Origin of the sequence: Nocardiopsis mangrovi (assembly GCF_042653925.1) — a bacterium.
Classification (GTDB): Bacteria; Actinomycetota; Actinomycetes; order Streptosporangiales; family Streptosporangiaceae; genus Nocardiopsis_B; species Nocardiopsis_B mangrovi.
The window spans coordinates 131,007-144,942 of record NZ_JBHSFQ010000012.1 but is presented as its reverse complement, the minus strand read 5'-3'; the positions used below and the strand labels follow the sequence as shown (position 1 = coordinate 144,942).

9 protein-coding genes are annotated in these 13,936 nt (G+C 72.8%); 3 read left to right on the top strand and 6 right to left on the bottom strand.

Annotation, left to right across the window (positions count from 1 at the left end):
• Nucleotides 1-56: 56 nt before the first annotated feature.
• The 3 genes from ACFO4E_RS14465 to ACFO4E_RS14455 all read right to left on the bottom strand — a co-directional run bounded on the left by ACFO4E_RS14465 (nt 57) and on the right by ACFO4E_RS14455 (nt 5,021).
• The gene (locus ACFO4E_RS14465) at nt 57-2,093 is read right to left on the bottom strand and encodes a CocE/NonD family hydrolase (RefSeq protein ID WP_378574792.1); all 2,037 of its coding nucleotides are present in this window, start codon (nt 2,091-2,093) and stop codon (nt 57-59) included.
• Between the two features lie 16 nt (nt 2,094-2,109).
• The gene (locus ACFO4E_RS14460; protein ID WP_378574830.1) at nt 2,110-3,423 is read right to left on the bottom strand and encodes an ATP-grasp domain-containing protein; all 1,314 of its coding nucleotides are present in this window, start codon (nt 3,421-3,423) and stop codon (nt 2,110-2,112) included.
• Between the two features lie 116 nt (nt 3,424-3,539).
• Nucleotides 3,540-5,021, bottom strand: coding sequence for a polysaccharide deacetylase family protein (locus ACFO4E_RS14455; RefSeq protein WP_378574791.1), 1,482 nt, complete (start codon nt 5,019-5,021; stop codon nt 3,540-3,542).
• Between the two features lie 626 nt (nt 5,022-5,647).
• Between ACFO4E_RS14455 and ACFO4E_RS14450 the strand changes: the two genes are divergently transcribed.
• Nucleotides 5,648-7,321, top strand: coding sequence for an ABC-F family ATP-binding cassette domain-containing protein (locus ACFO4E_RS14450; protein ID WP_378574789.1), 1,674 nt, complete (start codon nt 5,648-5,650; stop codon nt 7,319-7,321).
• Between the two features lie 267 nt (nt 7,322-7,588).
• On the opposite strand, the gene ACFO4E_RS14445 is transcribed toward ACFO4E_RS14450, so the two are convergent.
• The 3 genes from ACFO4E_RS14445 to ACFO4E_RS14435 all read right to left on the bottom strand — a co-directional run bounded on the left by ACFO4E_RS14445 (nt 7,589) and on the right by ACFO4E_RS14435 (nt 12,126).
• Entirely contained in the window at nt 7,589-9,373 is a 1,785-nt protein-coding gene (locus ACFO4E_RS14445; protein ID WP_378574788.1) for a serine/threonine-protein kinase, read from the bottom strand.
• A gap of 319 nt (nt 9,374-9,692) precedes the next feature.
• Nucleotides 9,693-9,974 (bottom strand): hypothetical protein, encoded by a 282-nt coding sequence (locus tag ACFO4E_RS14440; RefSeq protein WP_378574786.1) that lies wholly within the window; start codon nt 9,972-9,974, stop codon nt 9,693-9,695.
• A gap of 274 nt (nt 9,975-10,248) precedes the next feature.
• Nucleotides 10,249-12,126 (bottom strand): ABC transporter ATP-binding protein, encoded by a 1,878-nt coding sequence (locus ACFO4E_RS14435; protein WP_378574785.1) that lies wholly within the window; start codon nt 12,124-12,126, stop codon nt 10,249-10,251.
• Between the two features lie 89 nt (nt 12,127-12,215).
• On the opposite strand from ACFO4E_RS14435, the gene ACFO4E_RS14430 reads away from it, so the two are divergent.
• Nucleotides 12,216-12,860, top strand: a complete 645-nt coding sequence (locus ACFO4E_RS14430; protein WP_378574783.1) for a TetR/AcrR family transcriptional regulator — start codon at nt 12,216-12,218, stop codon at nt 12,858-12,860.
• Nucleotides 12,861-12,929: 69 nt separating this feature from the next.
• Complete coding sequence (locus tag ACFO4E_RS14425) at nt 12,930-13,883, top strand: ATP-dependent DNA ligase (RefSeq protein ID WP_378574782.1); 954 nt, start codon at nt 12,930-12,932, stop codon at nt 13,881-13,883.
• Nucleotides 13,884-13,936: the final 53 nt, after the last annotated feature.

Genomic DNA, 13,936 nt, shown 5'->3' with positions numbered 1-13,936 from the left:
AGGCCGGCGCGGCCGGCCGTGCCCGCCGGCCCGAGGCGGCCCCGGTCCGGCCGGGGTCACACCCCGTCTCTGGGGATGGTGTTGTTCCATGTCCGCGACGAGACCCGCACGCCGTTCTCGAAGGCGTCGAGGGTGGCGTGCAGGAGGAACTCCGTCGTCGTGGACGACAGCACGGTCGTGGTGACGGTCTCGACGTCCCAGTCGCCGCGCTTGAAGCGCATCCGCCACTCCGTGCGGCCGCGGGCCGAGGTGAAGTCGTCGCCCTGGGCGTGGTAGGTCTCCGTGGAGCGGCGGGTCACGGTGAGGTCGATGTCCTCGAACCGGACCGTGCCCAGGTCCTTGACCACATTGAGCGACGATCCGTAGTCGACGAGGTCGCGCTCCACCCACCACCGGTGCTGGCCTGGGGCGATCTGGGTCGTGGTCAGCGGCTGGGTGCCCTCCGGCGGGTCGAAGGGGCGCGACGACACCCCGTCGCCGGCCTCGCACGGGCGGACGGGCAGGACCAGCTCGGTCGCGCCCGCCAGGAAGACCCGCAGCTGGACGGGCTCCGGCGGCGGCCACGCCAGCGGCCAGTACGACGTCGAGATCGACACCCGCAGCTTGTGCCCCGGCGGGAACGCCTGGGCCACGCCGTTCATGGCCACGGTCACGTTGTAGCGCCGGCCCGGGACCAGGCGCTCCGGCATCGAGTGGCCCTTGGCGTGGGTGAGGTTGAGCAGCCCGTAGGTGACCCGGGTGGCCTTGCCCTGCGGGTCGACGTCCGACAGCCGCACCGCGACCATGGCCAGCGGGCGGTCGCAGGCGAACTCCAGGTTCAGCAGCGGGGCGCCCAGGATCTCCGTCCGCTCGGTGAGCACCTCGCTGTCGAACACCAGCGAGCCGCCGTCCTCCTCCCGCTGGTCGTAGGGCAGGTCGGGCGGGGCGTTGTAGGAGCACCACTTGCCGGCGAACTGGCCGACGGTCAGCGGCGACAGCACGGTGGCCTCGTCGGCCGCCTCCGGGGCGACGACCGTGCCCGGCCGGGCCAGGTGGTTGGCCACGAGCGGCCGGCGCTCCTCGACGACGTGCGGGGAGGGCCACGACGGCTCGCCGACCCACCGGCCCGGGCGCTGGGCGTAGGCGGTGGAGGGCGGCACGCTCTCCTGCATCCAGCTGCGCAGCATCGGCTCGTCCATGACGTCGTTGTCGATGCCCTTGAGCCAGCGGTCCCACCACCGCACGCACTGCTGGAGGAAGCCGATCGCCGGGCCCGGGACGCCCAGGTGCGGGTACTTGTGCGACCACGGCCCGATGAGGCCGAGCCGGGGCACCTTGAGCGAATCCATCAGCCGGAACACCGCGTTGGAGTAGCCGTCGGCCCAGCCGCTCACGGCCAGCACGGGCACCTCGATCGCGGAGATGTCCTCGCACACCGAGCCGCGCTGCCAGAACTCGTCGCGCCGCTGGTGGCGCAGCCAGGTGTCGAGCCACAGCCCGCTGTGGTCGATCCGCTCGTGCCACATCCGCCGCCACTTGTCGCCCACCACCTCGGGGTCAGGCGGGCAGGAGGTGTAGGCGAACATGGTGGAGGCCCACGAGAGGTTGTCACTGAGCAGGCAGCCGCCCATGTAGTGGACGTCGTCGGCGTAGCGGTCGTCGGTGGAGCAGACGGTGATGATCGCCCCCAGGCTCTCGGGCCGCCGCGCGGCCACCTGGAGCCCGTTGAACCCGCCCCAGGAGATCCCCATCATCCCCGTGGGCCCGCTGCACCAGGGCTGTGCGGCCAGCCAGGCCAGCACCTCCTCGGCGTCGGCGAGCTCCTGCTCCAGGTACTCGTCCTGGAGCACCCCCTCGGAATCCCCGCTGCCGCGCAGGTCGACCCGCGCGCACGCGTAGCCGTGGCCGGCCATGTAGGGGTGGTGGATCGAGTCCCGCTGGGCGGTGAGGTCGCGCCGCCGGTAGGGGATGAACTCCAGGATCGCGGGGACCGGCTCCTCTTCGGAGGATTCCGGCCGCCAGATGCGGGCGGCCAGCCGGGTGCCGTCCGACATCGGGATCCAGACCACTTCGTCCTCGCGTACCTTGTGCGGCAGGGACGTCACGATGTGCATGGGTGTCCCTTCTCCTTCACTCGGTCGTCCTCTGGGCGCATTCGGGTCCGCCGGCGACGTCGTCGATCTCGAACGGGAGCCGCGCCACGCACCGGTCATAGGTGCGCTGGAGCTCCTCGGTGTCGTCGGCGGCGACGAACACCTGCGCCAATTCGTAGCTGTAGCTGTCCTGTCCGTGCAGGTCGGACAGGAGGTCGCCTTCCTTGACCGCGATCTTCACGTTCGTCCCCGGTATTTCGCGTTCCATGCGTTCGACGTCCTCCGCGGTGGGCACCGACCGCACGATCCCGTCGGTGAACCGGCGCAGGAACCACTTGGCCGCGACCGCGTACTCCCCGGCGCCGTGCGTCAGTTCCGGTTCGCGGCCCAGGGCCAGCCGGATCTGCGGCTCGTGGTTGGGCGCGCCGTCGACGTGGGAGAGCATCCGGGCGTGCGACTGCGAGTGCCGGGGGTTGACCTCCAGCAGGCGGATGTCGCCGGTCTCGTCGTCCCAGAAGAACTCGATGTTGAACGTGACCGAGTCCAGCCCGATGCGGCGGATCACCCGCCGGCTGAGGTCGGCCAGGCGGCCCTGGACGGCCGCCGGGAGCGAGGACGGGTACTGGTAGCGCAGGAAGCACGAGGTGCCGGGGTAGTGCAGCGAGTCCACGATCCCGTAGACCACGGGTTCGCCTCTCCACACGTAGCCCTCGACGGTCACCTGCCGGCCGCGTCCCTCCTCCTCGGCCAGGCACGCCGACCCGCCGACGCGGGCGATCTCGTCGGGCAGGTCCACCCGGTCGAGCACGAACTCGAAGGGCTCGCCCAGGCGCCCGCTCCCGTCGCGGATCTGGGCGAGGGCGTCGCGGAACTGCTCGTCGTCGGTGACGCGGAAGGCCAGGATCGAGGAGAACGACTTCACCGGTTTGAGCCACAGCGGATACCGCAGGTGCCCGGGGGGCCGCTCGGCGGAGAACCTGACCGCGGCGAAGCCGGGGACCTCGTCGATGACCGCGGCCTGCTCCAGCCGGCTCCAGTACTTGTGCTCGCAGGTGACCACGGACCGCAGCGACGACGCCGGGAGCCCTCGCTCGGCGCACAGGATCGGCACGAGCGCGCTGACGGGGAAGTCCCAGAAGCCGATGATGGCGTCGACCGTGCCCTCGAACGCGTCGAGCCGGGCACGGGCGGCGTCCAGCAGGTCGGGGAGGTCGATCCTGGGCCCCTGGAGCCGGTCCATGTCGAGGAGGGGGTGGAAGCGGTATTCGGACGCGCGCGGGAGGCCGTCGAGGACGGCGCGGTTGTGTTCGTCCAGCCCCAGGACGAAGACGTTGCTCTCCGGTTGTCGCATCATGAGGTGCCCGCCTACCCGGAGTTGGCCGCTCGGAACTTTCGAAACGGCAACGGGCGCCCCCGGAACGGCGGCGCCCGCCGCCGGTCCGGGGGCGGGGGCGCCCGCCGCGGGCGTCATTCGCGGCGCAGGTAGGCCATCGCCGACTTCATCCCGCCCTCGCCGAAGAGCTCGGAGACCGTGACGAAGTGGTAGCCCTTCCGGTGCAGGGCGCTCAGGATGCCGGGGAGCGCCTTGGCGCTGGGCTCGTGGATGTCGTGCATGAGGACGATGCTGCCCTCCGCCGCCTGCTTGAGCGCGATGTCGGTGATCTTCTTGGTGTCGCGGCTCTGCCAGTCCATGGTGTCGACGTCCCACAGGATCGCCGGCATGCCGATGGCCTTGAGCGTGCCCTCGTCATAGGAGCCGTACGGCGGGCGCATGACGGCCGGCCGCACCCCCGCGGCCTTCTCGATCGCGTCGGCGGTGCGCGCGAGGTCCTTGCGCACCCCGGAGTCGGACACCCCGGACAGGTCGGCGTGGTCCCAGGTGTGGTTGCCGATCTCGTGGCCGGCCTTGGCCGCGCGCTCGACCACGCCGGGCATCTCCCGCACCATGCTCCCCAGCACGAAGAACGTGGCGCGCGCCGAGTACTTCTCCAGCTCGTCCAGCACCCCCTCGGTGTACTGGCCGGGCCCGTCGTCGAAGGTGAGGGCCACGCACGGCACGCGCGAGCAGTCCAGGCCCGGTGCCAGGAGCGCGTCGGCGTCGGATCCGCCGAGGTCCACCTTGTGCTCGGGCTTCGTCTTCGCCGCGTCGCGCACCAGCGTCCCGAACTCCGACAGCAGCGGGTCGGTCCCCTCGTTGGAGAAGACGACCCGGACCTCCTCGTCGTGGCCGGGGATCTCGCCCGGGCTGAAGTTCACGGCCAGGGCGCCCGACGAGGTGAAGCCGATGTCGTCCAGCGGCGAGCCGGCCAGCTTCCGGGCCAGGGCCTCGGCGCTCTTGGGCGAAACGGTGAGCGGCGAGGCCGGCAGCTCCGGCTCCTCGGGTGAGACCGTGGGAAGCCCCGCCGGCAGCTCGTCCTCGTCGACCCCGTGCTGCTCGCGCAGCCGCCGCGCGGTCTCGGCCCCGGCGACGGTGGCCGACGCCTCGTCGCTGAACAGGGCCGTCCAGGGCAGCACGACGTCCTTGGCGGTGTCGTACCAGCGGGTGGTGCCCGTCTTCTCGGTCCCGGTCGCGGTCGTGCGGCTGCTGACCACGCGCGCGCCCAGGACCTCGGACGTGGCCGCCAGGAAGGTCGCCTTCTGGTCCAGTTCGGCGTCGCCCTCGCTCTTGCCGCCGGTCAGGAAGTCGGTCTGCGTCTCGGCCATGATGGTCCGCAGCTCGCTGGTGAACGTCCGCGCGCCGGGGACCGACGGAGACTCGATGCTGACGCGCACGCCGCCGCTCTCGGCGCGCTCGGCCAGCATCTGCGCGCCCTTGATCCACTTGGGCGCGACGGTGACGAGGTCGGTTCCAGCGGCGCCGTAGCCTCCGGACTGGCAGGCGGATGTCGCCAGGAGCGCCAGCCCGGCGCAGGTGCTCAGCACGGCGCGCGTGCGTTTGGGTATGCGCATTGCCACGGTGGCCCCTATCTGGTCGAGATGCCTCAGATCGGACAGTTGGTTCTGATCAGACAGTTGGTGTCTGACCAGGACGTCAACACGAAAAGTGGTCGAACGACTCCTTAACGTGAAAGTACGGCGCAGATGGCAACGCTGCAATCAGCCCAAAATCGTGCATTCGGGACCTATGGGCAGGGGTGGAGTGTGGGGGTTACCTGCGGATTACCCGGGAGGCCGCTGTGCGCGGGCGATGCCGGACGGACGGAGCGGGCGGAAGCGTCGTTCGTCGCTATTTTGGTCATTACCCGGTAAACACGACAAATGCGGTGAACGCCCATTTCACCCCTTGTGTGCGCGCCGTCCGGCCGTGCGGCCGGGGGGACACGGCGAAAACCGCTTGCCTCGCCGCGGCGCGGCCCCGTACCCTCTGGGACGTGCGCAACTGACATCGAGACCACGACCCGCGTCCGCGGCGGCCCGTCCCTCCAGGGATCGCGGCCCCATGCCCGGCGGGTGCCCGAACCCTTTCGGTGTGGCCTCGATGTCGGCTCCGGCGCACAGCCCGGCCCCCGATGGCCCGCCGCCGCGCCCGGAGTTCCACGAGGCCCACCTCCCCATGAACCAGGAGGTGGCCCTGTATGCAGCAGGCCATGAACACCCCGTCGGCCCCTCAGCCCGCCGCCGGACCGGCACCGTTGATCGGCGTCCGCGACCTCGCCAAGTCCTACGAGGGCCGGTCCGTCCTCGACGGCATCGCGCTCGACGCCGCCCCGGGGGCGCGCCTCGGCCTCGTCGGCGAGAACGGGATCGGTAAGTCCACCCTGCTCAGGCTCATCGCCGGCATCGAGGACCCCGACTCCGGCACGGTCGCGCGGCCGGAGGACACCGGTTTCCTGCACCAGGAGCCGCCCTATCCCGGCGACGCCACCCTGGCCGACATCGTGGAGCAGGCGCTGCGACCCGCCCGCGAGATCGAGGCGCGCCTCGCCGAACAGGCGGCCGACCTCCAGGAACGGCCTGATGACGCCGCGCTGCTCGCCGACTACGCCGCCACGCTCGAACTCGCCGAAGCGCGCGAGATCTGGGACGCCGACCGGCGGGCCGACATCGTCCTGGCGGGCCTCGGCCTGGACGCGGTGGAGCGCGGACGGCGGACGGACGCGATGTCGGGCGGCCAGCGCAGCCGGCTCGGCCTGGCCGAACTGCTCATCCTGCGCCCCCGGGCGCTGCTGCTGGACGAGCCCACCAACCACCTCGACGACGACGGCGCGGCGTTCCTGGAGGAGTACCTGCGCGCGCTGCCGGGGGCGGTGCTGCTCGCCAGCCACGACCGCCTGTTCCTGGACCGGGTGTGCACCGGCATCCTCGACCTCGACCCGGCGCGCGGCGGCCCCGCCTACTACGGCGGCGCCTACTCCGCCTACCTGCGCGAGAAGAAGCTGGAGCGCGAGAACTGGGAGCGCCAGTACGCCGACGAGCAGGCCGAACTGCGCCGCCTGCGGGAATCCGTGCGCACCACGGCCCGCAACGTCGGCTACAACCGGCCGGCGCGCGACAACGAGAAGATGGGCTACGACTACAAAGGGGGGCGCGTCCACAGCCAGATCTCGCGCCGCGTGCGCAACGCGCAGCGGCGGCTCGATGAACTGGACCGCGACCAGGTGCGCAAGCCGCCCGCCCCGCTGTCCTTCGGAGGGGCGCTCACCGGCGCATCGGGCGACGGCACGGCGCTCATGGCGCGCGAAGTCGCCGTCCCGGGGCGGCTCGCCCTGGACCACCTCGACCTGCCCGCAGGCGGGCGGCTCCTGGTCACGGGGCCCAACGGCGCCGGCAAGTCCACCCTGCTCCAGGTCCTCGCCCGCCGGCTCGACCCCGGCGGCGGCACGGTCCACTGGCAGCGCGGGGCGACCGTCGCCCTGCTCGAACAGGACGTCCGCTTCGCGGAGCCGGAGACCACGGCCCGCCGCTACTACGAGGCCATGACCCTCGACCGCCCCGACGCGCCGCAGCTGGGCGCGCTGGGCCTGGTGGCGCCGCGCGACATCGAGCGCCCCGTGGGGCTGTTGAGCGTGGGCCAGCGCCGGCGCCTCGCGCTCGCGCTGCTCGTGGCCACCTCGCCGCAGGTGCTGCTGCTGGACGAGCCCACCAACCACCTCTCCCTGGCGCTGGCCGAGGAGCTGGAGCAGGCGCTGCGCGGCACGCCCGGCGCGGTGGTGGTCGCCAGCCACGACCGCTGGCTGCGCCGCGGCTGGGACGGCGCCGAACTGCGCCTGGACGGTGGCCGCGTCACCGAGCGCGTCCCCGCGCCCTGACCCGCCCCGCCGATCCCGCACGCCCACGGGAAAGGCAGCGCACGACCGTACCCGGCCCCGACCGCCAGAGGCGGTCGGGGCCGGGTACGGCCCGCCGCCGCCTCCCCGCTGCTGGGGGCGGGGGAGTGCACCTGACGGGCCGGTCGCGGCGTTCGCGGTCGGATACCCGACCCCGCATACGCCCTGGCCCGACGCGCCGCCCGCCCACTGCGTGGTCGCGGACGCACGGCTTGCCCTGCCCGCCCACGGGCGGGACCGCTGCTCCGGTCAGGCGGGCTGTTCGACGTAGGCGTCACCGGCGAACCAGCGCAGCGCGGCGCGAAGCCGGTCGAGGCTCTGCTCATCCGCCGCACCGATGCTCTTGGCGGTGTACCTGATCGTGCCCTCCGGAGCGTTCGCTCCCTTGCCGAAGGAGGTTCCCTCGGAGGGCCAGAGGACGAGCATGGCAGTGCGCCCGTTGCCGACCACACTGACCTGCCCGATCCTGTCCCAGCTCAGGCTTTTCGGCCCGTTGGGGAGCCCGGCTTTCAGCCTTCGGTGGGTCAGGGTGAGCTGAGAGGGAGGGACGAAGAGTCCGATGACGCCGACTATGGCACCGGCCGCCAGGCCGAGGCCCGCTATCACGAGGAGCATTTCGGTGACGTCCACGGAGGGATGGACATCTCCCGCCGCGGTGGCGCCCACTGCGGCTAACCCGCCTAACCCCCAGATCAGCAGGATCCACAAGAGTGCCATCCCGCCGGCCGTCGGGAGTCTGCTTCCGGTGAACACCACTTCCCGGACCGGTTCCGGAACGGCCTGGCGCCGCTCGGGGATGTCGAAGGCCATCTTGACGGCGGCATCCGCCTTGACGTTGATGCTGCGGACCACGCCGCGCCGCCCGGGGACCTCCACCAGGAGGGAGCGCCGGCCCGGGGCGGGGGAGAAGGCCCGGGTTCCGCCCGCCCGCACCCCGCCCATGGCGACGCCGTCGACGATCACGTCTAGAGGCTCCGCGCTGAGATTGCCGACCACCAGCTCCGTCCCCGCCGCGTCGCCATCGGGCTCGGGGGCCGACCTCCGCTTCTCCTTCGGCCCGGTCCGGTCAGGTCCGGTGTCCGGGCGCCGTTTCCTCTTCGGCCGGGCGGCGCGCGCAGTGGGCGGTTCCCGCCGCGTGTCGGCGAGGGTGAGCGCGGCCGTGCGGTGGGTGATGATCCCGGTGAGGGCCTCGGGCAGCCACGGCCGGCCGGGGTCCCCGCCGGCGGCCGCGGCGGGGGCGGTGAGGTCGGCGAGGACCTCCTCCAGGCCGGGGCGGTCGGCGGGGTCCTTGGCCAGGCAGGCTCGGATGGTGGGGGACAGGCCGGCGGGAATGCCGTCCAGGGCGGGGTCCTCGTGGACGATGCGGTAGCCCAGCGCCTCGATGGGGCCCTCACCGAAGGGGCTGTGCCCGGTGGCGGCGTAGCCGAGGACGCAGCCGAGGGTGAAGACGTCGCCGGGCGGGCCGATCCGGCCACCGCGGACCTGTTCGGGGGACATGAACCCGGCGGTGCCCATGACCGTGCGGGTGCGGGTGGCCGAGGTGGTGTCCAGGGCGCGGGCGATGCCGAAGTCGATGACGCGGGGCCCGTCGGCGGCCAGCAGGACGTTGCCGGGTTTGAGGTCGCGGTGCACGATGCCGCAGGTGTGGATCGCGGCGAGCCCTTCGGCCAATCCGGCTCCCAGAGCGGCCACCGATGCCCGCGGCAGGGGACCGTGGCCTTCGACGGCCTCGTAGAGCGTGGGGCCGGGGATGTAGGCGGTGGCCAGCCACGGCGGGTTCGCGTCGGGGTCGGCGTCGACGACCTGGGCGGTATAGAAGCCGCCCACCTTGCGGGCCGCCTCCACCTCGACGGCGAAGCGGCGCCGGAAGGCCGGGTTCTCGGCCACGTCGGGGTGGACCACCTTGACCGCGACGGTGTGGCCGCCCGGGGAGCGGCCCAGGAACACCTGCCCCATCCCGCCGCCGCCCAGCCGTGCATGGAGGGAATAGGGGCCGATCCGCGCGGGGTCGCCGGGGCGCAGGGGGTTGGTCATGGCACCGCTTCCGGATGGGGGTCCGCTGCTCGATGCTGTCAGAAGTCCCCTGGAAACGCAGGACTCCTGCCCGCATCCGGCCACACCGCGCCCGGCGTCCGGACCATCAGGCGACGCGCGACGGTCCCGGCGAGCCCCGTCGTGCCACCCCGGCGCATTGTCACGGTACCGAGTGCCGGCGGCCGCACGCCTGCCGGCACGAGCGCCTCAGCGACGACGCCCCCGCCCGAAGGCGGGGGCGTCGCGTCGCGCCCGCTCACGTCCGCCGGCCCGCGTGCCGCGAGCGGGTACGTGACCGCGCCGGTACCCGCGATGACCGTCAGAGGTCGTACACCCCGTGGTCCTGGACGGGGGAGGGCATGGTCAGGGTGCTGCGGACCCTGAATGGGCTTTCCGTTGTCCGTCCCTCGGAATCCACCACCCAGTGCATCCGCTGGGTGAGTTCCGAGCAGTACACCCACGACGTGAGGCCGTTGTTGCCGATCGATATCGTGCAGTCCGGAGGTACCCGGGCCGCGTCCGCCGAGGCCACGCCACCTCCTGACACCAGGGAGGCGACCAGAGCGGCCGGGATCACCGCGGTGGCGAGAAGTCTTCTCATGACGGCTCCATGCATCGTCTCGATCCGCCCGCCCGGCGGGGTGGGCTGTGGCATCAGGATGCGCGCGGCCCGAGCGGAAGTCGTTGGCGCCGAGTGCCCGGTTCCTTGACGATGAACCCACCTACTCCATCCGCCCCGCACCGCGTACCCGGGCCACGAAGCACGACGCGTCCAGAACCCGCTCTGCCGCGCCCGGCCCCAAGAACTTCCCCCGCAGCGGCGGTACCGGGTGCGGGTGGGGGCAGGGGGGCGGGCGGAGCCCGCCCCCTCCGGTTCACACCGCCGGGTCGGGCTCGGCGGCCGGGGTGGCGATGCGCAGGGCGGCGACGAGTTCGCGGTAGAGGTCGTCGGTGCGCAGCAGTTCGGCGTGGGTGCCGATCGCGCGGGGGCGCCCCGCCTCCAGGACGATGATCCGGTCGGCGTCGATCACCGTGGACAGCCGGTGGGCGATGGTCACCACGGCGCCGCGGGCGGCCAGTTCGCCGATGGAGTGCTGGATCGCGGCCTCGGTGAGACCGTCCAGCTGCGCGGTGGCCTCGTCGAGCAGCAGGATCTCGGGGTCGGAGACCAGCGCGCGGGCCAGCGCGATGCGCTGCCGCTCGCCGCCGGAGATGACCGCCGTCGACAGCGGGGTGTCCAGCCCCTGCTCCAGGGTGCGCGCCCGCTCGTCGAGCCGGACGGCGCGCAGCGCCTCCCACAGGGCGTCGTCATCAGCCTCGGGGTGGGTGTAGCGCAGGTTGTCGGCCAGGGTTCCCGGCACCAGCGGGGTCTCCTGCTCCACGTAGGCGATGCGCCTGCGCAGCTCGTCCAGCGGCCAGTCCGGGAGCGGGACCCCGTCGAGCGCGATGTGGCCGTGCTCGGGCTGGAGGAACCGCAGCATGAGCGAGAACATGGTGGTCTTGCCCGCTCCGGACGGCCCCACGATGGCGGTGTGGCCGGTGCGGGCGATGTCGACCGACACGCCGTCGAGCACGGGCGCGCTGCCGGGGGCGTAGCGGGCCGTCACCCCGTGGAACGACAGCACCGGGCCCGGGGCCGTGCGCCGCCCCGCGCCGGCCCCGCGGGCGCCGCCGTCACCGGGCGCGCCGTCGGGAGCGGTGCCGGCGGTGGTGCGCGGCGAGTCGGGTTCGACGCCGAGCCGGTCCACCTCCGCGATCCGCGCCGCGGCGGCGATCCCCGATTGCAGCGACGTGACCACCTGAGACAGCTCCATGGCCGGCATCATCAGCTGGAAGACGTAGAGGAGGAACGCGACCAGGGCGGAGACGGTGAGCGCCTCGGCGCTGACCCGGTAGGCGCCGATCGCCAGGACGAGCATGATCGCCAGGGAGATGCCGGTTCCGGTGATGGTCCAGGCCACCGCCTCGATGCGCACGGCCCGGATCCCCTGCCGGGCGGACTCCTCGGCTTCGGAGACCACGCGGTCCGACTCGCGCTCCTCGGCGCGGCTGGCCTTGACGGTGCGGATGGCGCGCATCGCCCCCTCCAGCGCGGCGCCCACACGGCCGATCGCGGCCTGCGCCTGCTTCTGCGCCTCCGCCAGCCGCGGCATCAGCCCGGCGATCAGGCCCGTGACCATCGCGATCACCGCCACCACCACGCCCAGCAGGACCAGGTCGAGCGTCGCCATGAGTAGCAGGGCGCCGACCAGGCCGACGATGCTGTTGACGAAGCCGACGACGCTGGAGGCCACCGCCTCGCGCATGAGGACGGTGTCGGAGGTGACCCGGGTGACGAACTCCCCGCTGGAGCGGCCGGCGAGCTCGTCGATCCGGACCCGGAACAGCCGGCGCACCATGGAGGTGCGGACGGACAGGACGACCTGCTCGCCCAGGCGGCCCATCATGATCCACTGCACCAGGCCCACGACTCCGCCGACGACCAGGAGCGCCACCAGGACGCCGACCCAGGGGGCGATCGGAGCGGTCTCGGCCAGTCCGTCGAGGATCTCCTTGGTGACCAGGGGCGTCGCCAGGGAGGTGCCGGTGGCCACGAGCCCCAGCACGATGCCCAGCGCGAGCACCCAGCGGTGCGGCCGGACGAACGACCACAGCAGCCTGAGGTTGGCCCAGCGGACCGGGGGGTCGTCCGGCCGCGGGCTCGTGTCGGTTTCCACCGTGTACTCCGATCGATGATCGATGTTCAGGAACAAAACCGGAGGCTACCACTATGGGACATGAATGTCCCATAATTATTTTTCGGTGGTTCAGTATGGGAAGATCACGTGGTACGTTGCCGTGCATGACGAACCCTGTCAGTGAGCATTCCGGCACTCGTGGTCGCACCCGCCGCGCCATCATCGACGCCGCGGCGACCGTTCTCGCCCGCGACCGCGCCGCCACGCTCGCCGACATCGCCAAGGCCGCCGAGGTCGGGCGCAGCACCCTGCACCGCTACTTCCACGACCGCGACGACCTGCTGCGCGCCCTGGTCGAGGACTCCCTGCACGGGCTGGAGCGCGCGGGGACCGACGCCCACCCGCACGAGGGGCCCCCGCTGGAGGCCATGCGGCGGATGGTCGCGTCAATGGTCGAGGTGGGCGAACGCATCCTGCTGCTGTTCGGCGACGCCAGCCTGCTGGAGACCTACGGGCCCGCCGACGCCGCCGGCGACGCCGACTGCGCCGACGTCGACGACTCCCTCCTCGACCTCATCCGGCGGGGCCAGGCGGACGGCGTCTTCGACCCCGATGTCAGCGACGCCTGGATCCAGAACACCGTGTGGGCGCTCGTCTACACCGGCTGCGAGATGGCCGACAAGGGCCTGCTGCCGCGGCACGGGGTCGCCCAGATGGTGATGCGCACCCTGGAGAACGGCATCGCGGCACCCGCCGCGGCCGCCGCGCCGGCGGCGCGGCCCGCCCTCCGGGTGAACGCCGGGCAATGATCGTTCCACGATCGGCCCAAGGGCGCGCTGAGACCCGCACGGCCGGGCAGGTCCACCCCCGTGCGACCAATGCTCGCCCGAACCGTGGAGACCCTGCCCGAAGGTGTCCACTGGCGGTATGAACCCAAGTGGGACGGCTTCCGCGCCATCGCCGAGCGCGACGGCGGCCGGCTCCGCATCACATCGCGGTCCGGGCGCGGGCTCGACTCCAGGTTCCCCGAGGTCGCGGAGTCACTGCTGGCGGCGCTGCCCGACGCCACGACCCTCGACGGCGAGATCGTGCGCTGGTCGGGGGAGGGGCTCGACTTCGACGCCCTCCAGCGCCGCAACCGCGCCTCCGTGCCGGCCGCCCGGCGCCTCGCCGAGGAGGAACCCGCCCACTTCATCGCCTTCGACCTGCTGCGGCTGACCGAGGCCGACCTCACCCAGAGCGCGCTGTCCCACCGCCGCGACCGGCTGGAGAAGCTCTTCGCCGGCATCCACGACCCCCGCCTGATGCTCGGCTGGCAGACCACCCGCGCCGTCGTGGCCCGGCAGTGGTTCGACGGCCTGGCCGGGGTCGGGGTGGAAGGGCTCATGGTCAAGGACGCGCGGCGCACCTATGTGCCCGGCCGCCGCGACTGGCTCAAGCTCAAGCGCCGCATCACCACCGAGGCGATCGTGGGCGGCGTCATCGGCCGCCCCGACCGGCCCAGCGCACTCGTCCTGGGCCGCCTCGACCCCGCGAGCGGGCAGCTGCGCATCGCCGGGCGCACCGCGGACCTCACCCGCGCCCAGCAGGACGGGCTGGCCGGACTGCTGCGCGCGGCCGAGGACGGCCACCCCTGGCCGACCCGGTTGGCGCCCGCCTGGGGCACGGGCGAGCCCGTGGTCTACGTCCGGGTGGAACCGGAGCTGGTGGTGGAGGTCGAGCCGGACCCGGCGGAGTCGGCCGGGCGCTGGCGCCACGTCGTCCCCTACCTGCGGCCCCGCCCCGATGTACGCCCCGGCGAGGTCCCGACCGGGCTGGACATCGAGACGTGACGCGCCGGCCCCCGCGGGACACGGCGCGCCGGCCTCCGCCGCGGCGTACCGGC